The sequence below is a fragment of the Rhodothermus bifroesti genome, assembly GCF_017908595.1.
In the GTDB taxonomy this organism is placed as follows: Bacteria; Bacteroidota; Rhodothermia; order Rhodothermales; family Rhodothermaceae; genus Rhodothermus; species Rhodothermus bifroesti.
In genome coordinates, this window is the sequence record NZ_JAGKTL010000005.1 from 190,771 (window position 1) to 214,203 (window position 23,433).

Genomic DNA, 23,433 nt, shown 5'->3' on the forward strand with positions numbered 1-23,433 from the left:
GCGGCTATGTCTCGTCGTAAACGTCTGTTTTATCTCCCCGATAAGCAGCGCCGTTGGGTGAGCGTTTTGCTTGGCGGCTTTCTGGTGATGCTTCTCAACAGCCTTGTGCTGATTCTTTTCGATCGCTCCAGCGCGCTGGTTTATATGAGTAACGTGCTCTTGCACGTAGGCCTGGGGCTGTTGCTTAGTGTGCCTTTTGTGATTTTCCTTGCGGCCCACCTGCGTACCATGCCGATCCGCTGGAACCTACGGGCTACGGCGGCGGGGGGCTTTACGGCGCTGTCGATAACCTTGCTTTTAGGCAGTGGTATTTTACTCTTTTTTGGGGGCTCTACCGTGGCCCAGGGCTGGGTGCTGACGCTGCATGTCGTCACCGCAGCCACTTCGGTGTTGGGTTTTGCCCTACATGTTTCCCTCAAACGAGGACAGCGTTACCGCTTTTTGCTCCTAGAAGGCCTGTCCCAGCGAGCCCAACTTTTGCGGCATCCACTCGCGCTTACTTTAGGCGCCGGTCTGGTGGTTTCGGTGGCTTTTTTCGCTGTACCCTGGCTTAAGCGTCCGCAACCAGTATATGTACAAACTGGCGAAGACAATCCGCTGCGGTCTTCCCAAGCGCTGCTAGCACACGAAGGCTTTTTAAAAGAAGCCGCGCTTTCGGGCTCAAAAACCTGCGGTCAAGCAGGTTGCCATCCCGACATTTACGCCCAGTGGGAAGCTTCAGCACATCGTTTTGCATCGTTCAATAACCCTTACTACCGCCGTTCCATCGAATACATGCTCGAGCGGCGGCCGGTAGAGGCTGCCCGTTGGTGCGCCTCTTGCCACGATCCGGTAGTACTTTTTTCGGGCCGTTTCGGCCACCGTATGCCCCTGGATACCACGCACTGGACAGCCCATGAGGGCCTTACCTGCCTCGCTTGCCACGCGATCACGGGTTTACGCGATTTGCGTGGCAACGGGCGTTATGTGATTGCTGAACCCGATGAATATCCGTTTGCTCGCAGCACTACGGCTCTAGGTCAATGGCTACACCGCCAGCTTATTTTGGCTCGCCCTGAGCCACACCGGCAAGCTATGCTGCGACCGGTACACCGTACGGAGCAGTTCTGCAGCGCCTGCCATAAGGTAGGCTTGCCGCCCGACGTGAATTACTACCGCTGGATTCGGGGACAAAATGAATACGATGCCTGGCAGATGAGTGGCGTTTCGGGCAATACCGTGCGCTCGTTCTACCTGCCGTCCCGGCCGCGCACGTGCATCGATTGTCACATGCCACTGGTGCCCTCCAATGACCAAGGCAACGATGGCGGATTTGTCCGCAGCCATCGTTTCCTTGCGGCCAACACTGCGCTTCCATTTCTTAAAGGGCATGATGAGCAACTGCATGCAACGCAGGCTTTTTTGCAAGACTCGATCGCAACCGTCGACCTGTTTCTCGTACGCGTCAACGGTCGCACCTATGGCCCCAATCAACCCATGCCTGTGCTGCAGCCCGGCGATCAGGTGGAACTGACGGTGGTCGTGCGCAACCGCAAAGTCGGCCATGCCCTCCCTGGAGGGACCAACGATTCCAATGAGCTTTGGCTAGAAGTGGTTGGACGCAATAGCCAGGGACACGTGGTACTGGCCTCTGGTTTGCTCGATGCTGAAGGCCGTGTTGATTCAACAGCCCACTTTTTCGGTGCTGTTTTTGTCGATCGCGCCGGTCAAGAGGCCAACAAACGCAACCCACATGACTTTCGCACGCCCGTTTACGTGAACGTTATCGGTCCTGGCACCGCCCGCACGGTTCACTATCGCTTTACCATACCCCAAGCGCAGCCGGTTACCGAGTTGGCCGTGGCCTTCAACCACCGCAAATTCAAATGGTACTTCCATAACTGGACGTTTCGGGGACAGGTAGCTCCTGGAGAAGCGGATTCGCTGGCTACACCTGAGGTCGACTACCGCCGCTGGATCTTGGCCGAAGATCGGCAAGCGCCGGCACTACCTATTACAACAATCGCTACAGCCCGACGCGTGGCCGGCAAACCCCCCGAAAGCAACACCCCGCTCTGGGAGCGCTGGAATGATTATGGCATCGGTCTTTTCCTTGAAGGCAACAACCGTCGTGCCTTGGAAGCCTTTGAGCAGGTAAGCTTGCTGGCTCCAGAAAGCCCCGAAGGACCGATCAACCTAGCACGCGTCCTGATTGCCGAAGGGCAATTGGACCGTGCAGCAGAAGCTTTGGCTGAAGCAGAGCGCCGACGTCCAGGATACCTTAAAACAGCCTACTTCCGCGGGCAAATCCATCAGCGCCGTGGTGAATACGACCAGGCCCTGGCCGAATGGATGAAGGTCCAAGAACACTATCCTTTGGACCGTATCCTTTTGCAAGAAATTGGACGTGTGCATTACCTCTCGGGGCGCTATGAGGAAGCGTTGCGCTGGTTCGACCGTATTTTAGCTATCGATCCCGAAGACTTAGGTGGCCTCTATAACCGCATGTTGGCTCTAGGTGCGCTGGGTCGCACCGAAGAATTCCTTGCGGCCAAGGCGCGTTATGAGTATCATAAGGTGGACGAGGAGGCCTCAGCCTGGAGTACCCCCTACAAACACCGTCATCCCATGGTCAACCGTGAGGCTCAGGCCATCCATGAGCATGAGCTGCACCCCGTGCTGCCTCAGCCGCAACTAACCCGACAACCTGCTGTAGCTTGGCAATCTCCTGCTTCAAAATAAGCTATGCGTATAGACAACATGTGGAAAGCCTCCTTTTTAGGCATCCTGTTGCTTTTGACCAGTGCGTGTGAACGCGCCGAGCAGGTGCAGCGGCCACTCGATGCAGCGCCCACCTCAACCGTGCAGATTGCCTTTACCGATGTGACCGAAACAGCTGGCTTGGGGGCTTTCCGGCATGAAACAGGCGCTTTTGGACAAAAGTGGTTCCCTGAGTCGATGGGCTCGGGATGCGGCTTTATCGATTATAACAACGACGGGTGGCTCGACATCGTCCTGGTTGGAGGTGGGGTGTGGCCCGGTCGCAGTGCAAAAGATTGGGTACGACCCCTCTGGCTCTACCGCAACAACGGTGACGGCACCTTTACCGACGTTACCGACGAAGCCGGTCTAGGAAACCTTACGGCTTATGCCCTGGGCATCACCGCAGCCGACTACGATAACGACGGCTATGAAGACCTCTACGTAACCACCCTTTGGAAAAACATTCTTCTCCGCAACAACGGCAATGGGACGTTTACCGACGTAACCCAAAAAGCAGGCGTGGCAGGCGACTCGGTGTGGAGTAGCTCAGCGATTTTCTTTGATGCCGACGGCGACGGCGACCTGGACCTGTTTGTCGGCAATTATGTCTACTGGACGCCTGAAACCGACCTCTGGTGCTCGCTTGATGAAAAAACCAAAGGGTACTGCACCCCTGAGGCCTACACCGGAATTCCACCGTATTTCTTCCGTAACAACGGCAACGGCACCTTTACCGACGAAAGCCAAAAGGCAGGCTTTGCACCCGCACCGGGGAAAACGCTAGGCGTGGCCGAAACAGATTATAACCACGACGGCTGCCCTGACCTCTATGTGGCCAACGACACGCAACCAGACCAGCTCTACCGCAACAACTGCGATGGGACGTTTACCGACATTGGCCTCATTAGTGGGGTAGCTTACGATGAAAACGGCAAAGCCCGCGCCGGCATGGGTAACGATGCGGGCGTGGTCGATACCACCGGACAGGTCACGTTCTTTGTAGGTAATTTCTCCAAAGAGATGATCGGTGTCTACCGCTACATCGGCAACGACTTATTTATCGACCGGGCAGCTGTCTCAAAAATCGGCCGTGCGAGCCTGCAGACGTTGACGTTTGGGTTGTTCTTGTTTGACGTAGAACGGGACGGTGATCTGGATTTGTTTGCGGCTAATGGACACGTGCAAGATGAAATCGAGCGCGTTCAGGATGGCATTACCTATGCCCAACCACCTCACCTGTTTCTGAACGACGGCTACGGCTTTTTTGAAGACGTGGCCCCTAAGGCTGGGGGCGTGTTGGCACAACCTATCGTGGCCCGAGGCGCCTGCTATGGTGACTTTAACCGGGATGGTTTGGTTGATATTTTGGTCACCGAAAACAGTGGTCGGGCGCACCTGTGGCGCAACGAAACCAAAGGTGCTGGCCATTACCTGCGCGTGCAGCTGGTCGGGACCAAGAGCCATCCCCAGGGAATCAGTAGCCAAGTGGTGGTGCGCCTAGGCCAGCGTCGCTTAGAGCAGCGGGTGCGAACAGGGGGAAGCTATTTGTCCGTTTCTGAAAAAACCCTCACCTTTGGCCTTGGCACTGCGCGACGCGTCGATGCCGTTGAAGTCCGCTGGGCTTCAGGACTTCAGGAGACCTTTGGGCCGTTTGACGCCGACCAGGAAGTGCGTCTGGTCGAAGGTACCGGACGTCCTGCAACAACGTTGGCACAGGCAGGACAGTGAACCCTAATCTAGCATAGAGGATGGGCCGTGCGTGGAGTGTTTTGCTGCTGAGTGCTGGACTGGTTGCTTGTCGCGCCAATCCGTCAAGCTATGCACCACTGCCTCCTGAAGCTGAGGCGCTCCTAGTGCAGGCAGAAGCCGCCTTGCAACAGCAGGCTTTTATCGAAGCCCTTCAGCTAGCCAATCGGGCAGAAAGCCAGGCGCCAGCGCACCCCGATGTACTGTTTTTTAAAGGACGCCTCTACACGCGCATGATGCTGCTCGACGCGGCCGACAGCCTGTATCATCTGGTGGCACAACGCGTGCCCGACTATCCCGGTCTGTGGCATAACCTAGCGAACAATGCCGCCCGAAGAGGACAGTTCGGGCAAGCTGTGGCTTACTATCGCAAAGAATTGAAACAAAAACCAACGCCCTTGGCATGGCGAGGGCTTGCCCGAGCTTATCAGGAACTGGGACGCGTCGATAGTGCCCATGTCGCTTATGAGATGGCACTGCGTTTAGACAGTACCTATGCCGAGGCTTGGTTGGACCTGGCAGAACTGTACGAAAAAGAAGGACGCCTCCAAGAGGCGCTCCTGGCCGCGCGGCGCGCTTGGGAGCAGGTGCCGCACAGCTTGATTGCCCGCTACCGACTAGGGAATCTGCTTCGGCAAACCGGCCAGCTGGAGGCCGCTCGGGTCTTGTTAGCGTCGGTCGTACAGGAAGCCCCATGGCATCATGCTGCTCACTACAGCTTAGGCCTGCTGCTGCAGCAGCAAGGAGCACGGGAGGCAGCCCAACACCTCATTAAAAAAGCCGAAACGCTGCGCGCCTTGCAGGCCAAGGTAGAACAAGCCGAACTCATGATTTCTAACACGCCGCGCGATCCCTATGCTTACGCTACGCTAGGTTCACTCCTGCGCCGCTTGGGCCAGTATGCTGAAGCGCTCTATGCCTACCAGGTAGCCCGCTATCTGGACCCGAAAAATCTGGAATTTCAAAACAACATCGCCATCTTATACTTGCTCCTGGGTCAGGCAGACCAAGCCCTTGCCTGGCTAGAGCAAGCCGTACAACAAGACTCGACGTTTGTCGATGGCTGGATCAACTTAGGTATCCTCTATGCGCGGCGTGGCAACGTTGCTGCTGCACGTGAGGCCTGGGAGCGGGCACGCCGTTTGGCCCCCAACCGTCCAGAGCCTCAACGCTACTTGACCCAACTTGCAGCAGGGACAGCGCCCAATGGGCCATGAAGCTGTGCCAAAGCATGGTGATAGCCCTCTGCGTGGGGGCGATCTGGGGATGCCGAGCTACTGACCAAGAGCTTGCAGTTCCCCAAAACGGCACTGCGCGTATGGTTGATACTTTGGCGGCGATCTATCGCCGGGCGCAGCAGCAACCGATGGACTATTACCTGCTCAATACACTTCGGGCAGCATGGTGGCAAAAGCAACTGGCATCGGCTGGCGACAAAGCTAGCACCCTCCACCGGATTAGCTACGCCCAAGAGCTTTTAGCTGCTGGCCAAACCGAAGAGGCTATTCGAGAAATTAAGGCCCTTCTGGCACGCTACCAGCGCTCGGCCTATTGGCAGGCACCAGAAACGCGCGGCCTGCTTGAGATGCTAGCTACGGCCTACTTTCGGCTTGGAGAACAGCAAAACTGCCTAGCCGGTCATGCCGACGAAGCCTGCATCCTGCCCTTGCGCGGCCGCGCCATCCACCGCCATCCTGAAGGCGCACAACAGGCCATAACGCTCCTCACACGTCTTGTAGAAAGCAGCCCGTTTGATTTCCAATCACGCTGGCTTTTAAACTTAGCCTACATGGCGTTGGGTCGCTATCCTCAAGAAGTACCCCAGCGCTGGCGCATCGAGGGCCTATCTATCCCCGAAGCGACAACGCCGCTTTTTCGCAACGTAGCCCTGAGTCGCAACGCAGCAGTCGTTGGGCTTGCCGGCGGTGTGGCCGCTGAGGATTTCAACAAAGATGGTTTTGTCGATCTCTTGGTCACTTCCTATGGACTCAACGACCAGGTTCGACTTTTGCTCAACAACGGCAAGGGCGGCTTTATAGACCATACAGCGCAAGCCGGCCTAATCGGCATTGTGGGCGGACTCAACGTGGTGCAGGCCGACTATAACAACGATGGTTACGTCGATGTCCTGATCCTGCGCGGTGCCTGGCTTGGACCCGCGGGGGCCATCCCTATGTCGCTCTTGCGCAACAACGGCAATGGCACGTTTACTGACGTTACGTATGCAGCCGGCTTAGGCACACCTTGCCCCACCCAAACTGCTGCCTTCGGTGACTTTAACCTGGACGGATGGATCGATCTCTTTGTAGGATGCGAGTCGCAAGGAGGATCGGTCATGGGCTTGGGCGCGGCTGCTGCGACAGCTCCCCTGGACTTCCCCTGTAAGCTCTACGTAAATAACCGCGATGGCACGTTTACCGATATTGCATCCGAAGTAGGACTGGACGTGCGCGCTTGGGTAAAAGGGGTGGTATGGGCAGACGTGAACAACGATGGGCTTCCAGATGTGTATCTGTCGATCCTAGGCGCCCCAAATCGGCTTTTTTTGAATCGGGGAAGTAGCGATGGACGCCTGTGGCGCTTTGAAGACGCAACCGAGCAAGCCGGCGTTGGACAGCCACTTTTTAGTTTTCCCGTCTGGGCTTTCGATTACAACCAAGATGGGTGGGAAGATTTGCTGGCCGCCAGCTTCGACCTGCGCTATTTAGGGGAAGCCCCCGCAGAGTTTGCGCTAGATTGGCTGGGGCATCCTATTCGCTCTGAAAAACCTGTGCTCTACCGCAACAACGGCGACGGTACGTTTACCGACGTAACAAAAGCTGCAGGCCTTGACCGCGCTTGCTTTACCATGAGTGGAAACTATGGCGACCTAAACAACGACGGCTGGCCCGATGTGTACTGGGGAACCGGAACCCCTGATTTTCGAGCACTGGTCCCTAATCGCCTCTTTTTTGGACAAGGAGAGCATTTCGTGGAGCAAACGCTCCTATCTGGAACCGGTCACCTCCAAAAAGGCCATGGGGTTGCTATGGCCGACTTCGATCAGGATGGGGATCTGGACCTGTACGTTGTGCTGGGAGGTGCCTATGAAAGCGACGTTTTCCCCAATGCACTTTTCGACAACGAAAAAGCAGCCTCAGGAAACTGGGTGCAGCTCCGGCTTGAAGGCCAACGTGCCAATCGGGCAGCTATCGGGGCACGTGTACGCTTGGTTGTACGGCAACCCTCTGGCTCGCATCGCGTTTTGCACGCCACCGTTTCTTCTGGGGGAAGTTTTGGCGCTTCGCCCTTGATGCCCTGGATAGGCCTAGGCGATGCCGTGCAAATCGATACACTCGTTGTTGTTTGGCCTACACCTGATCGCCGCCAAGACGTTTGGACGCATCTGGCCGTAAATCAAACCTATCACCTGCAGGAAGGCGCAAGCTTAAAGCCGCTCAAGTAAAAATTGCCCTTTTGTGAATAAAGCGTGAAGTAATTGAGGGGAATAGGAAGCGGTTTGGGTGCTCTTGTCTCTTCATTAAGAACGCACAAAAAGTGCCTTTCAACCCAGCCGGAGGTATGTTTGCAATGGGACAGTTACGGCAGCTAATGTTCATTGGATTGGTATGGATAGGCGTAGGGATTCCAGGAGCATGGGCGCAGACAGGGAAGATTGCCGGTGTGGTAACAGACGCCGAAACAGGCGAGCCGCTCCCAGGCGTGAACGTCGTGATTGAAGGCACGACGATGGGGGCCACCACAGATATTGAAGGATACTACGTTATCCTGAATGTGCGTCCGGGTACCTATCGCGTGCGGGCTTCGTTTGTGGGTTATGCGCCCGTTGTGGCAGAAAACGTGGATGTAAGCATTGGGCTGACGACCGAGCTCAATTTCCGCTTGCAGCCGCAGGCAATCGGGTTAGAGGAAGTGGTGGTTACGGTGCAGCGTCCGGTCGTGCAGCCCGACGTTTCAGCCTCACTGGCTAATATTCGGGCTGAACAGGTCGAAAACCTTCCAGTGGTCAGCATCGCAGATGTGATTGGCCTGCAGGCAGGCTTTGAGCCAGGGCTGACCATTCGCGGTGCCGGAGGGGATCAGGTGGCTTTTGCGATTGATGGAATGTCGCTTGCCGACCCCCGTGGCAACACGCCGATTCTGGGTGTAAGCTTTACCGCCATTGAAGAGGTGCAAGTGCAAACCGGGGGCTTTAATGCAGAATATGGGAACGTGCGCAGCGGCCTAATCAATGTGGTTACGAAAGAGCCCACGACCAATCGGTATTTTGCTGATGTCTTAGCGCGCTACTCTCCACCATCCCGTCCGTATTTTGGGGCTACACCTGGTGATTTAGAATCCTATTTTGTTAAACCATTCTTAGATACGACGCCACTTGAAGGATGCCCGCGGGGTGTAGCCTACTGCGGCACCAGTGTATGGCCTCGATGGCTCCAGGAAGAGTATCCAAGCCATCAGGGATGGGATGCCTTAGCGGGGGGAACGCCTTGGACGCCAGAGCAACTCTATTCAGCCTATCAGTGGCTGGTGCGTAAAGATTTTACCATTCGCGAGCCAAACTATGAGTTTGATGGCACCATTGGAGGTCCTGTTCCGCTGGTGAGCCGGTACTTAGGCAATTTGCGTTTTACCGCTTCCTACCGCCAGGTGCAAACGGCACTTATGTTTCCCGAGCAGCGTCCTGCCTATCGGGATCGCCTCTTTCAGGGGAAGCTGATCTCAGATATCGCCACGGGCATGAAGCTGAGCATCGATGGGCTGTACCGAAAACAGCTTGGGCATGCGGCCCATCGGGATGGTAGAGGGACGATTCTCACCGGGGAGATGCCCCGCTATCCTTGGGATAGCCGAGAGGATCTCATGCCGGTACAAATGAACATCGGCTTTAACATCAACATGGCCCTGTTTGGTGACTGGGGCTTTAGCCCAACCAACATTACCCAGTCGATGATTGGGGCAAAGTTTACCCATGCCCTGAGTCCGGCTACATTCTACGAGGTGCAGCTGCAGCGCATTGAGTCGGATTATTTCACGTTCATGCCTCGCCCGCGTAAGGGTGGCATTACCGGTCCGAGCGCGATTGTGAAGTGCATTCGTCGAGATGGTTCGTTTGCCGATCCACAGAATGGCCAGTGCGCGGCAGGTGAACTGGGCGTGACCGAAGCGCCGTTTGGGTTTAAAGAGTCCTATGAGAATGCGGCTACGCCCACGCCGTTTGGGCTTTTAGGTTCACAGGCAGGTTCGGCACGGGACACTTCCAACATTGTGCGCTATGCTGGCCGCGTGGATTTGACCAGCCAGGTAAACCGCGTTCTTCAGATCAAGACAGGGCTGGAGTACATTTTCAGTGACTACCACATCCGGCATGGCGTCTATGACCCAGCCAACCCGCATCATGAAAACGAAAAATTCCGCTGGGATCGTACCCCTGTGCAGGCTGCTTACTACGCTCAGGCTAAGCTGGAATTCAAGGGCATGATTGCCAACCTGGGGTTACGCTTCGACTATTTCAATCCCAGCGGTAGGTGGTACGACTATACAGCCTTTGACCGGGCGCTTTCGGCCAGTATCGGCATTCGACGGCTCGATCAGGTGCTGCCGCGTAAGCCGGTAGAAAAGCAACTTACCGTTAGCCCGCGTTTAGGTGTGTCGTTCCCCATTACGGAGAACAGCAAGCTTTATTTCAACTACGGCCATTTTCGTCAAATGCTCACCCCACAAGACCTCTTCCGGGTTGAGTATATCTCAAATGGTGCCATTTTTAGCATTGGCAATCCCAACCAGCCGCTGCCTCGGACAATCGCCTACGAGCTGGGGTTTGAGCAGAATATCGCAGACCAGTTTCTGCTGCGCCTAGCAGGTTTTTATCGCGACCTGCACTATCAACCGCGCGAAGTGGAATATATCAGCGTAGATGATGCTGTGGATTACTTCCGGGTTGAACCACTGAACTATGGCGATGTGCGCGGCTTTGAACTCACCGTGGAAAAGAACCGTGGGCGGTGGATCCGTGGGTTTGTGAACTATACGTATCTGGCACGCAAGTTTGGCAATTTTGGCTACGGGCAGATCAACGAAAACCGGGCAGAATTTCGCCAATACCTAACAACCACTACAGATCACTACCCATGGGCACCAGTGCCTGAGCCGTTTGCACGGGTCAACCTGGAACTGATCGTTCCCGAGGACTATGGTTTGTTGCTGGGCGACTGGCGCCTGAACCTGCTAGGCGAGTGGCGGGCAGGTGCTAAGGGCACCTGGAATGGCCAAAACTTTGAATTTGGCCCAGGCAACGATCCTGAAATCGCCTTTAACACGGGCTGGAAGGATTACTACAACCTAGACCTTCGCCTCAGTAAAAACTTGCAAACGTCCGTTGGGCGCGTCCAGTTCTTTGTCGACGTGACCAATGTGCTAAACCTGCGGCGGATGTATTGGAGCAATGGCTCCATCTTTGAAGGACCCAATGACCTGACCAACTACTTCCGCTCGCTTCACCTGCCAGGTGATATCTTTGGTGAAAAAGATCCAGGCTATGTGTGGGTGCCAGGCAAGGATAAACCAGGAGACTACCGTAAACCCGGTGTCGCCTATGATCCCATCTTTGCCGTTTTGGACGTCACCCAGGTTACTGATCCTATACCGAATGTGCTCTACTGGGACAAGAAAACAGGCCAGTACATGACGTATGCCAACGGGAGTTGGGGACCAGCAGATAAACGGCGGGTGGATTATGTGCTGAAAAATAAAGCCTATATCAGCATGCCCAGTGAGTCGTACCTGGCCTTCCTGAATCCACGTGACGTCTACTTTGGCGTGCGCATCACCTTCTAAACCCGCTGACGCGATCTTGGAAGTTTGCTATGAAAACGTTACAGAAACGCGCAATGAAGGGGCTACGAAACGCTTTTTTAGCGCTGCTTGTCAGTGCGATAGGCATACCCCAGGCCTGGGCACAATGGAACATGCGTTGGTTGTCGGTAGGGGACTTTCAGCACCGGTATGTGGGTGGGGGCGCCCAACCTGAAACCTACGATGAGGTCATGTTCCAATGGCCCGGCATCCGTCCCCAGGTGTCCTACATGCACGGTCAGGCCTTATGGGTCAGTGTAAAGAACTTTACCGATGAAAAGGGCACGCAATTCCCCGTACGCGTCTCGCATATTGGCCCCCGTACGGAAGGCATTGGGGAGTTCTTTGAGCGTGACCTCAAGCTTGTGGGAAGCTTTGAAGCCCCACAGGTGCTGGTCGATGGGGTCGAGTCGTTCCGGCGTCCAGCTCCCCTAGACGAAGTGGACCCTGAGCTCAAGGCCGATCGCATGGTGTACAACGAGGTGAATACCTCGGTGGGCATTACCATGCAGGTGCGCGCTTATCAGCTCAGCAACGAATTCCATGACGACTACCACATTGTAGAATATACGTTCGTCAATACCGGCAACGTCGATGACGACGACGAAGTCGAGCTGCCGAATCAGCAGCTGGAGGACGTATACTTCACCTTTGTTCGACGTCCGAAAATCAATGCTCCCGCGGGTTCCTGGGGCGGTAGCGCCAATGCTACTGCCTGGGGCGGCTATGTGATGACCGATGCCGTGGGGGATGGATACCAAGATTACGGTCTGGATGCAAGCTGGCGCGGACATTTCTCCTGGCTAGGCTACATTCCGGAGCAAGCCCGCTTCAATACCATCGGTAACCCCATGTGGGAAAACTCGGTCGGGTGGTGGTACACGCTCAATGTGGATACCATCGGTCGACTGGGTGGCGCAGCTATGGTAGGGACTTTTGTGCTGCATGCCGATGGCACACCCCATACAGGAGCAGTGCTTCCAGACGACCCAACCCAGCCGCGCGTGATGACTTATCTGGACTCGGACGATGGAGACCTGACGGGTAGCAACAACCACAATAACGTTCCCGGAATGCAGCTGGAACGGCAGTGGATCGAGCAAGGAGCGCCAGCGCGCAGCTATAGTACTACCGGCTGCACATGGACAGGCATTCGGACGATTCCCTCACAGGCTTTCTGCGCCTGGCCGCCGCCAGATCCTAATACGCCGGTCGATTTTGTTCGGCATTTCGCTGCGCAGAAGAGCGACCCGCGCATCGGGTACAACAGCTGGAGCTACGCCTATGGCTTTGGTCCCTTTGACATGGCTCCAGGACAAATGTACCGCGTCGTGCTGGTAGAAGGTGTGGCTGGTCTCAGTGACGAGCTGAGTCTCCAGCTTGGGCGCTGGTACAAACGCCAGGTACTTTCACGCGGCGTAGAGGCAGCCGACGCAGCCATTTTCTGGTGGGATCCAAAACGCAACCAAACCTGCGAAGAAGGGGAGGAAGGCTGCATTGGCATGACCAAAAACGAATGGGTGATGACCGCGCGCGACTCGCTCTTCCAGTTGGTGGAGCGTGCTAAGGCGGTCTATGCAGCTGGGTTCAACGTCATCCGTCCACCGTTGCCACCACGCCGCTTTGAGGTTACCTCGGGCGTAGACCGCATCACCATCACGTGGGAACCCTATCCAGGCGAGTTGCCCCCAGGGGGCTGGGAGCTCTACCGAGCCCAGAACCGCTTTGATGGGATTCCGGCTCCAGACGACCGCACGCGCTACCAACTGATTGCAAGACTGCCCGCTAATGTAACCCGCTATGAAGATACCGATGTGGCCCGCGGCGTAGCCTACTACTACTACCTGCAGGCTGTAGGCAATCCTACGCCGGTTGACCCCATGGCCATTAACGGCACACCCGATGGGCGTCCCTTGCGGAGCAGTCGTTACTATACGCAAACCTATGATCCAGCTATCCTGAAGCGGCCCCCGGGTGAAACGATCGCTAAAGCCCGCATTGTGCCCAATCCCTACATCATCGCTGCGGACCAAGACCTGCGCTGGCCCGACCAGCAAGACAAGATCGGCTTCCTGGATATCCCAGGCCAGTGCACCATTGAGATTTATACCGAGCTCGGCGAGCTCGTAAAGCGGATCGAGCACACCGACGGTAGCGGAGATGAGTATTGGGATCTGACCACCGATGCCCGACAGGTGATTTCCAGCGGGATCTATATCGCGGTCATTAAAGACCACACCACAGGTCAACAGCTCATCCGCAAGTTTGTCGTGATTCGATGAGCCAACCCTGGTGTGCGGGCCCCCAGGGCCCGCACACCCCTAACGCCGCTAGCGCTGTTGTTTCAAGTGTAAACCTACAGACGACTTCCCATGAAAACACATGTACTACGCTGGGGATGGGGCCTATTTCTGATCCTGTTCTGGATGGGGTCCCCTGCTTACGCGCAGCCCTTAGGCGAAGGAGGGTTCCAGCAGGCAAAACGTGAAAAACGCGCTCAAACAGGCCTGAAATTTTTGAGCATGTCGCTGGATCCCAGGCTCTCGGCTATGGGAGGAGCCGCCACAGCCCAAAATCTAGGCAACTCCTTGGCGCTCCTATATAACCCAGCCACGATGGCGCACATGGCCGACCGTCTCCACCTTGCGGTCATGCAAACGCAATGGATCGCCGACATCCGTTACAATGGCGGGACGCTCGCCTTTAGTCCACGTGGCGGCATCTATGGGGTTTGGGGGGTGTCGGTAACCGCCGTGGACTACGGCGAGTTTATCGGGACCATCCGGGCAGATAACGAAAGTGGCTATGAAGACACGTTCAACTTCAGTCCTACCGCGCTGGCCATCGGCGTAGGTTATGCCCGAGCCTTAACCGACCGCTTTGCCGTCGGCGGCCAGGTGAAGTACGTCAATCAAGATCTGGGCAGCTTCCCGGTCGCTTTCGGTGACGGTGGAGACCTGGTGCACAAAGACTACCGTAAAAGCACAGTAGCCTTTGACTTCGGCGTCATCTATCAAACGGGCTTCCGAAGCCTAACGTTTGCCGTTAGCGCCCGTAACTTTTCGCGTGAGCTTAAGTACGAACGCGAAAACTTTGAACCGCCGCTTACCTTCCGCATTGGCGTAGCCATGAACCTGCTCGACCTGACTAACCAAGATCCTAATATGCACCGGCTTCTGGTAGCCGTAGATGCCGAGCGCCCGCGCGACTTCGACGAACGACTGCACATTGGCGCTGAATATCTGCTGCTCAACACACTGGCCCTGCGGGCTGGCTATGCCTACCCCTCGGACGTGGAAGGCGCTAGTCTGGGCGTAGGCGTGCGGCAACGCTTTGGCTCGGTGAACTTTGCTTTCGATTACGCCTACACCGTCTTTGAAACCTTCAGCAACGTCAACCGCCTAGGTATCCAAATTTCCTTTTAGGTAGCGTAAACTATAGCATTAGAGCCTTGTAAACTCGGTCTGCCCTTTTTAGGTGCAGACCGAGTTTTTTCCTTTGTACCAAAGGAGTCATGGCAAAGCAGCTGGGATGTTATCTAGGCCTCTGGGGGATCCTCCTTGTTGGATGGGGATGTCACGCTCCTGAACCAGCAACCGATGTCGATACACCGCTTTTTGAAGAAGTCACCTCTGAAGCCGGCCTGGCTGATTTTCGCCACCAAACCGGTGCATTCGGCAAAAAATGGATGCCGGAAAGCCTTGGCGGAGGGGGCGGATTTGTAGACATCGATGGGGACGGCTGGTCCGACATTGTGCTGGTCACCGGTGCCCACTGGCCTGGCCACGGGCCTGCATTGCCTGCCCTGACCGTGTATCGCAACCGGGGCGACGGCACATTTGAAAACTGGACCGAGAAAACAGGGCTGGATCGCTATACAGCCTATGGGATGGGACTCGCAGCGGCTGACTACGATAACGATGGCGATATGGACCTTTTCCTTACAGCCCTAGGGCCAAACCTGCTTTTTCGGAATGAAGGAGGACGGTTTATCGAAGTCAGCCGTGAGGCCGGATTACCCCGCGATGCGCAATGGAGCACTGCAGCGATTTTTTTGGACGCCGATCGAGATGGATGGCTGGATCTCTTCTACGGAAACTATGTGGACTGGACCCCAGAGACCGATTTGTTTTGCTCAACTGATGGGGTACATAAAGATTATTGCACGCCACGTCAGTACCCAGGGGTGTCGGGACGCTTTTTCCGCAACAACGGCAACGGCACCTTCACTGAGCAAACCCACAAAGCCGGCTTTGCTGCCATGCCTGGCAAAACACTTGGCGTTGCCGAGCTGGACGTAAATCGCGACGGCTGGCCCGATCTTGTCGTGGCCAACGACACGCAACGCAACCTGCTTTTTATCAACAATGGCGATGGGACCTTTACCGAGCAAGGCCTTGCCGCTGGTATTGCCTTTGACGCCAATGGTCGCGCTCGAGCAGGCATGGGGATCGATGTAGGGTTTATCGGCACAACGGCTACACCGGTCATTGCGATTGGTAATTTTTCCAACGAAATGGTCGCTTTTTTTCAGTACGTTGATCAAGGGGTTTTTATTGATCGGGCCCCACAGGTTGGACTGGGCTCTTCGACCCTGCTGAGCTTAACATTTGGACTGTTTTTCTTTGATGCGGATCTGGACGGAAGACTCGACCTCTTGCTCTGCAATGGCCATATCCAGGAAACGATCGAACAGGTACAGGATGGCGTAACCTTTCGGCAACGTCCTCAGCTTTTTATGCAGCGTGCGGAGGGTATTTTTGAAGCATGGCCACCCCAAGGACCACTAGCACAACCGCTTTTGGGGCGCGGGGCTGCCTATGCCGACTATGATCGCGATGGCGATCTCGATGTGCTGCTCATTGAAAATGGTGGCCCGGTACATTTGTGGCGTAACCGGGTAAACCCAGGAAGTCCTGGAGCGCCTTATAGCGTGCAGCTTGAGTTGCAGGGAACGCGCAGTAACCGCAACGCTCTAGGCACACACCTAATCCTCTACGCAAATGGCCAGCGACAAGAGCGCCGTGTCCATGGAGGGAGCAGCTATCTTTCTCAGCATGAATATCGCCTAACAGTTGGTTTAGGCTCAGCCCGGCAAATTGACTCGCTGTTTGTGCTATGGCCTAGCGGCCAAATTGACCGATGGGTACAACTACCGGCGCAAAGTGCATGGCGCGTAATCGAAGCCAAAGGCCTCGAGCCGCTTCCGCTTCCTGGAAGCAAACGATAAGGCTGGGTGTTGCTGCAGCATTCCTGCTAAGCAGTTGTTACCCGGAGCCTGCTTCGCGGCCGGAGCTGCCTCCACCAGCACAAGTCTATCTGGCCCGCCTGCAACAGGCGCTGGCAACGCAGTCCTATGCCCTGGTATGGGCGCTGGCAGATAGCATTGCCCAATATGCTCCTGAATGGCCTGATGTGCATTTTGCACGTGGGCTGGTCTATATGCAACAGCGTCGCCACGAAGAAGCCGAAGCCGCTTTTCGCCGCGTACTGGCGGTGCAACCCGATTACGCAGGCGCTTGGTTTAATCTGGGGCAAAACGCTGCACTGGCCCGAAAATACCGCGAAGCCCTGCACTACTACCGACAAGAGCTGGCGTTGGCACGTAAAGTAACCGTAGACCCACGCGCGCTTGCCGCCATCTATGCCCAAATGGGACGCGCTTACGAGCGGTTAGCGCAAGACGACAGTGCGCGAAGTGCTTACGCCCAGGCGCTGACCATCGATAGCACGTTTGCCGAAGCCCACGACGGCCTGCGCCAAGTGCTCGAGCGCCAAGGACGTTATGCAGAAGCCCTAAAGCATGCTCAAAAAGCTTTGCTGCAGCACCCAGAGCATATCGCCTATCGCTACCACGTAGGCGCCCTATTGGTACAGTTGGGACGTTTTGCAGAAGCCCGACCGCTTCTGGAGGAAGTTGCACGCCGCTGGCCGGGACATGACGGTGCAGCCTATAACCTGGGCCGCGCTTTGATCGGTTTAGGACAAACCGCTGAGGGCCAACGTTATCTGCAAAAAGCCGATTCGCTGCAGCGTGTAACCGAAACACTTCTTTTGGCACAGCGACGCGTTGAACTAAGTCCTCGCGATCCCGAAGCTTGGTCCAATTATGCGCGCCAGCTTATGCAGGTCGGCTATCTAGAGGAGGCCTACAGAGCGCTACAGACAGCTTTGAGCTTAGCTCCAGGGAATCTGGCCTTGCTGAGCAACTTAGCGCAGCTTTACCTGGCCATGGGCGATACCGCAAGTGCCTTAGCTGGCATGGAGCGCATCGTCAAAGCCGATACTACCTTTGCCGAAGGCTGGTTCAACCTCGGCGTGCTCTACGCGATGACTGGCCGCCGAGAGGCTGCCCGCCGGGCCTGGCAGCGCACGCTGCAGCTGAACCCCTCCCACACGCTAGCCCAAACGTATTTGCGACAACTCCCCTGAGCGCAATGAAACCCTGCTTTGCCCTACTCTGCCTGATCAGCCTCGCACTTGTCGCCTGCAACCAGCCAGGCGCAAAAGAGCGGCCGGTTCATAAGCGCGTGCAGTACTTTCTGCTCCGCGCCGAGGCAGCACTCGAGCGCTATGCTTTTGCCGAAGCATTGGCTCTGGCAGACAGCGCTGCCCGATACGATCCGGACGAGCCAGCAATTGCGTTTTTGCGTGGACGGCTTTATGCTGAAATGGCCCAGTTTGCACAAGCCGAGGCTGCCTACCAGGAGGTGCTACGCCGCAATCCCCGCTTTAAAGGCGCTTGGCATAACCTGGCCAATCTTAAAGCACGGCAGCATCAATTCCGTGAAGCCATACGCTTGTACCATAATGAACTCAAACACCACCCCGGTGCGGCTTCCTGGCAAGCTATAGGACGGGCTTATCGTGAACTCGGCCAAGTAGACAGCGCTGCTTACGCCTATCAGCAAGCCTTAAGCCTAGACAGCAGCTACGTACCTGCGTATATCGGCATGGCCCAATTGCTGGACAATGAGGGCCGCTTTGAAGCGGCTTTACCCTATGCCGCAAAGGCGCAGCAACTCAGCCCAGCTAGCCCCGAGACGAATTATCTGCTGGGCGAGCTGCTGATGAAAAACGGACGGTTCGAAGAGGCCCTTCGGTATCTCCAACAAGCCGCGACGGCCTGGCCTTGGCATGCCGCAATCCAGTATAGCATAGGTCAGACGCTCTTACGATTGGGACAGCGCGCAGCTGGCGAAGCTGCCCTTCGGCGCGCAGAACAGCTCCGGCCACTGAATGCCCAACTGCAGATGATGGAAGAAGCCGTGCGAACCACACCCGGCAATCCCTACGCATTTGCTGCATTAGGATCTGTACTGCGCCGCTTGGGACGTTACGACGAAGCGCTGCGTGCCTACACCATCGCGCTCTTTCTTTCCCCGAACAATCCTGAAATTTTGCACAACGTAGCTGCCCTGCACTTTGTGCAGGGCGATACGCTCACGGCCATAGCCACCTACCAGCAGGTGCTGGCCATCGACTCTACGTTTGCCGACGCTTGGCTGAATTTGGGCATTCTCTATGCTCTGCGCGGCGAACGCGAAGCCGCAAGGCATGCCTGGCAACAGGTGTTACGTTACGATCCAGAGCATCCAGCTGCACGTCGGTACCTAGCCCGCCTAGCGCGCCCTTAGCGGTGTAAGCATGGGAACGCTTCCAACAAGAAAGTCCCTATCTAGGGACTTGTTTTTATCGATTGTTTTGCTCTAAAATCTCTTCACGTTTTCAGGATAGCGCTTTCTCGAAAACCTAAGCCCACCGTAGCTATGAAAAACTTTCTTAGCGCACGGCTAAGTGCCATGATGTTTCTCCAGTTCTTTATCTGGGGAGCTTGGTATACGTCGGTAGCTGTGTACATGACCGCCGAAGGTATGGAAACCCTTACGCACTGGCCGTACACGGTTAACCCCATCGCAGCCATTGTCGCTCCTTTCTTTTTGGGCTTGGTGGCCGACCGGTTTTTTGCTACTGAAAAGGTGCTGGGCGTGCTTCATCTGCTGGGAGGATTCGTGATGCTGCTGGTGCCGCAGTTTAGCAGCACACCTGTGGCGTTTATCTTGCTGTTATTGCTCTATAACCTCTGCTACATGCCTACACTGGGCCTAGCCAACTCGCTCGCTTTTCACAATATCCAAAGCCAAGAAAAGCAATTTCCGCTTATTCGCGTCTTCGGTACAATCGGTTGGATTATAGCTGGACTATTTGTCAGCTTTGTGCTTAAAGCGTTGGTGACGGATGGGCGTTTGCCTGAGCAGACACCTATGCCCATCTACACGGCCGCGGTGGCCAGCATCCTTCTGGGGCTTTATAGCTTTACGCTGCCCCATACACCCCCGCCTGCTGCTGGGCAGCGTGTCTCGATACGCAGCATCGTAGGGCTCGACGCTCTGCAGCAACTGGGCAGCCGGCCTTTTTACGTGTTCCTTGTGAGTTCCTTTTTAATCTGCATTCCCCTGGCGGCTTACTACAACTTCACGCAGCTTTTCCTGAAAGCTACGGGCTTTCAGAACATTGCCGGCACACAGACACTCGGCCAAATGTCTGAGGTGATCTTCATGCTACTTATGCCGTTGTTTTTTGCCCGCTTGGGCGTCAAATGGATGCTTCTGGTTGGCATGGGCGCTTGGGTACTGCGCTACGTGCTGTTTGCGCTGGCTGCCCCCGATACAATTTTCTGGATGATCATCCTGGGTATTCTGCTGCACGGCATTTGCTATGACTTTTTCTTTGTCACTGGCCAGATTTACGTGGATAAAAAATCCACGCCAGAAATTCGCGGCCAGGCGCAGGGAATGCTGGTGCTGGTAACCTATGGCGTCGGTATGCTGATTGGCGCTCAAGTGGCTGGTAACGTGTACAACAGTTTTCTAAACGGCGCCTCGGACCTAACCCTGGCTCAGTGGCAGCAGTTCTGGTTTATCCCAGCTGCCTTTGCGGCTGTGGTTATGGTGGGCTTTGGACTGCTCTTTAACGATCGCGTAGAACGGGCTCCGGTAACAGCTCCCCAAGCCACTACTGCAGAACAGTAATCCAAAAATCCATGCCATGAACCGACGTGACTTTCTGCGCCATACGGCTGCCTGCGTGGTGGCCAGTACAATGATGCCACGCTGGGCATTTTCGGCCGATGAGCCTTGGTTTAAGATCTCGCTGGCTGAATGGTCACTGCACCGCACAATCTTTGGGGGAAAGCTCGACCATCTGGATTTCCCGCTGGTTGCGCGACGCACGTTTGGCCTGGATGCTGTAGAGTACGTCAACCAGTTCTTTTTTGACCGCGCAAAAGACCAGGCCTACTTGCAGGAAATGAAACTGCGTGCCGAAGGGGAAGGGGTCCGCAGCTTGCTCATTATGTGCGACCGGGAAGGTCGACTCGGTGACCCGGATCCCGAAAAGCGCCGCCAGGCCGTGGAAAATCACTACAAATGGGTTGAAGCCGCACGTTTCCTAGGATGTCATTCTATCCGGGTCAATGCTGCCAGCGAAGGCTCCTATGAAGAGCAGCAAAAATTGGCTGCCGATGGGCTGCGCCGGCTAACTGAGTTTGCCGCTGAGTATGAACTGAACGTGATAGTGGAAAACCACGGTGGGCTTTCCAGCAATGGGGCCTGGCTGGCTGGGGTCATCCGTATGGTCGACCACCCCCGCTGCGGTACGCTGCCGGACTTTGGCAACTGGCGCATAGAAGCCGACACTTGGTACGATCCCTATCAGGGGCTGGCTGAGCTCATGCCGTTTGCCAAAGGCGTGAGCGCCAAATCCCATGACTTCGACGCGCAGGGAAACGAAACCCGCTTGGATTACTACCGGCTGCTGCGCATCGTGCACGACGCCGGCTATCGCGGCTACATCGGTATCGAGTACGAAGGCAACCGGCTCGAGGAGATGGAGGGCATTCGGGCTACCAAAGCCCTTTTGGAGCGCGTGCGCGATGCTTTGGCTGTTTCTTCCGAAGAATAAACCAAACCTCCAATGATAAAGATTGCTCCCTTGCTTCCTGTCGTTGTGCTACTGACCGCGTGCACACCGTCCCGTTCCGATAACCCTTCGGGTTCGGCCCCAGTGGCCGATACGAGTGCTGACTGGATCGTCCTGTTTGACGGCACTAGCCTGGATGCCTGGCGAGGCTACCAAAGCGAAACCATTCCGCCTTGCTGGCAAATTGCTGAAGACGGCTCGCTGCATTGCACCGGTGAAGGCAGCGGCGACTTGGTGACCAAGGCGCAGTTTGCCGATTTTGTGCTGGAGCTAGAGTGGAAAGTCGCTCCAAAAGGCAACAGCGGCATCATGTACCGCGTCACCGAGGCTTACGAGGCCCCATGGATGAGTGGGCCGGAATACCAAATCTTGGATAACGCTGGTCATGCCGATGGCAATGACCCCAAAACCAGTGCTGGGGCTTGCTATGCACTCTATCCGACCGATCCAGCCGCTGTGCGACCCGCAGGGGAGTGGAACCATACGCGCATTGTGGTCGACAGCACGCACGTGGAACACTGGCTTAACGGCCGCAACGTCGTCACGTACACGCTGGGCAGCGACGACTGGAATGCCCGTGTGGCAGCAAGTAAGTTTCAAGTTTATCCTGATTTTGGCAAAGCACGTCAAGGGCATATCGCCCTCCAGAATCATGGCGATCCGGTTTGGTATCGCAACATTCGCATTCGTCCACTGAATCCCTGAGCCATGGAACGTTCTGAACCATCGCGGCGCGATTTCTTGCGCTGGAGCGCTGCTTCGCTTCTGGGCGTAAGCGTAGGACCTTGGGTGCTTGCGCGTTCCTCAAAAGCAGAAATGTTGCATCCCGAACCCCTGCGGCCAGGGCCACCTTCTGACACGATCGGCTTGGGGATGATCGGCATGGGCATCATGGGCTTCGGGAATGCCCGTACAGCGCTGCAGATCCCTGGCGTGCGTCTTGTAGCCGTAGCCGACTGCTACGACGGACGCCTCGTGCGCACCAAAGAAGTGTTCGGCCCTGAGGTGTTCACCACGCGGGACTATCGCGAAGTGCTAGCACGAACCGATGTCGATGCTGTGGTCATCTCCACACCAGACCACCTGCATGCCCAAATCGCAATCGAGGCGATGGAAGCCGGCAAGGATGTCTACCTGGAAAAGCCTATGGTCCAGCGCATCGAGGATGGCTTGCGGGTGATTGAGGCCGAGCGGCGCACTGGACGTGTGCTCATCGTAGGCAGCCAGCGCGTCAGCTCCATCCTCTACGCCAAAGCCCGAGAGCTTTTCCGCGCTGGTGCTATCGGCCAGCTTAACATGGTCGAGGCCTATATGAATCGCAACTCGGCCATTGGCGCTTGGCAATACACCATCCCGCCGGATGCTTCGCCGCAAACCGTTGACTGGGAGCGTTTCTTAGGACCCGCCCCGCGGCGGCCCTTCGATGCCGTACGCTTTTTCCGCTGGCGAAACTACTGGGACTATGGCACAGGCATCCCAGGCGACCTGTTCGTGCACCTGTTTTCCGGCATTCACTACGTGCTCGATGCCCTAGGCCCCACCCACATTTACGCTTCTGGTGGACTGCGCTTCTGGAAAGACGGCCGCGACGTGCCCGACGTGATGGCCGGTTTGTATGAGTATCCCGACACCGAATCCCATCCTTCCTTTACGCTCTCGCTCAAGGTAAACTTTGCCAACGGTGGAGGAGGTGGGGAAGCCTTCCGCTTTATTGGAGATGAAGGCATGATTGAAATCGGCTGGAATCAGGTACGGCTTTCAAAGCTACCTCCCCGCCGCCTAAGCGAACAGGAATTTCGCGGGTGGAATTCGCTTTCGACGTTCCCAGAAGCCATGCAGCGGCAACTCCTGGAAGCATTCCGGGCCGAAAACCCCCCGCAGCGAGAGGTATCAGAAACCCAAGAAGTGGTCTATCAAGCACCACCCGGTTATGACGACCGGCTCGACCACTTCCGCAACTTTTTTGAAGCCGTGCGCACACGGGGCAAAGTGGTCGAAGATGGTGCGTTTGGTTTTAGGGCTGCTGCACCTGCCTTACTTTCGAACACAAGCTACCTTGAGCATCGGGTCATTGGATGGGATCCGCAAACCATGCAGCTCACCTAAACGGAC

General features: G+C 56.1%; 14 protein-coding genes. All 14 read left to right on the forward strand.

Annotation, left to right across the window (positions count from 1 at the left end):
• Window positions 1-6: 6 nt before the first annotated feature.
• The 14 genes from J8E65_RS11765 to J8E65_RS11830 all read left to right on the forward strand — a co-directional run bounded on the left by J8E65_RS11765 (window position 7) and on the right by J8E65_RS11830 (window position 23,427).
• Window positions 7-2,721: a tetratricopeptide repeat protein gene (locus J8E65_RS11765; protein ID WP_210376307.1), complete on the forward strand. Its 2,715-nt coding sequence runs from the start codon at window positions 7-9 to the stop codon at window positions 2,719-2,721.
• A 3-nt stretch (window positions 2,722-2,724) separates the two neighbouring features.
• On the forward strand, window positions 2,725-4,470 hold the full coding sequence (locus J8E65_RS11770; protein ID WP_237181986.1) for a CRTAC1 family protein: 1,746 nt from the start codon (window positions 2,725-2,727) through the stop codon (window positions 4,468-4,470).
• 20 nt (window positions 4,471-4,490) lie between these two features.
• A complete protein-coding gene (locus J8E65_RS11775; RefSeq protein ID WP_210376309.1) occupies window positions 4,491-5,705 on the forward strand; it encodes a tetratricopeptide repeat protein in 1,215 nt (404 codons plus the stop codon).
• A gap of 14 nt (window positions 5,706-5,719) precedes the next feature.
• Window positions 5,720-7,933, forward strand: a complete 2,214-nt coding sequence (locus tag J8E65_RS11780; RefSeq protein ID WP_210376313.1) for a CRTAC1 family protein — start codon at window positions 5,720-5,722, stop codon at window positions 7,931-7,933.
• 116 nt (window positions 7,934-8,049) lie between these two features.
• Window positions 8,050-11,322: a TonB-dependent receptor gene (locus tag J8E65_RS11785; protein ID WP_210376320.1), complete on the forward strand. Its 3,273-nt coding sequence runs from the start codon at window positions 8,050-8,052 to the stop codon at window positions 11,320-11,322.
• Window positions 11,323-11,375: 53 nt separating this feature from the next.
• A complete protein-coding gene (locus J8E65_RS11790; protein WP_237181987.1) occupies window positions 11,376-13,622 on the forward strand; it encodes a T9SS type A sorting domain-containing protein in 2,247 nt (748 codons plus the stop codon).
• Window positions 13,623-13,712: 90 nt separating this feature from the next.
• Window positions 13,713-14,765, forward strand: coding sequence for a PorV/PorQ family protein (locus J8E65_RS11795; RefSeq protein ID WP_210376322.1), 1,053 nt, complete (start codon window positions 13,713-13,715; stop codon window positions 14,763-14,765).
• A gap of 89 nt (window positions 14,766-14,854) precedes the next feature.
• Complete coding sequence (locus J8E65_RS11800) at window positions 14,855-16,570, forward strand: CRTAC1 family protein (protein ID WP_210376324.1); 1,716 nt, start codon at window positions 14,855-14,857, stop codon at window positions 16,568-16,570.
• A complete protein-coding gene (locus tag J8E65_RS11805; RefSeq protein WP_210376326.1) occupies window positions 16,510-17,772 on the forward strand; it encodes a tetratricopeptide repeat protein in 1,263 nt (420 codons plus the stop codon). The genes J8E65_RS11800 and J8E65_RS11805 overlap by 61 nt, the downstream gene beginning before the upstream one ends.
• Before the next feature lie 5 nt (window positions 17,773-17,777).
• On the forward strand, window positions 17,778-18,977 hold the full coding sequence (locus J8E65_RS11810) for a tetratricopeptide repeat protein (RefSeq protein ID WP_210376328.1): 1,200 nt from the start codon (window positions 17,778-17,780) through the stop codon (window positions 18,975-18,977).
• Between the two features lie 132 nt (window positions 18,978-19,109).
• Window positions 19,110-20,372, forward strand: coding sequence for a nucleoside permease (locus J8E65_RS11815; protein ID WP_210376330.1), 1,263 nt, complete (start codon window positions 19,110-19,112; stop codon window positions 20,370-20,372).
• Window positions 20,373-20,388: 16 nt separating this feature from the next.
• Window positions 20,389-21,303 (forward strand): sugar phosphate isomerase/epimerase family protein, encoded by a 915-nt coding sequence (locus J8E65_RS11820; protein ID WP_210376332.1) that lies wholly within the window; start codon window positions 20,389-20,391, stop codon window positions 21,301-21,303.
• 12 nt (window positions 21,304-21,315) lie between these two features.
• Complete coding sequence (locus tag J8E65_RS11825) at window positions 21,316-22,026, forward strand: 3-keto-disaccharide hydrolase (RefSeq protein ID WP_210376334.1); 711 nt, start codon at window positions 21,316-21,318, stop codon at window positions 22,024-22,026.
• Between the two features lie 3 nt (window positions 22,027-22,029).
• Window positions 22,030-23,427, forward strand: coding sequence for a Gfo/Idh/MocA family protein (locus J8E65_RS11830; RefSeq protein WP_210376336.1), 1,398 nt, complete (start codon window positions 22,030-22,032; stop codon window positions 23,425-23,427).
• The last annotated feature ends 6 nt before the right edge of the window (window positions 23,428-23,433 follow it).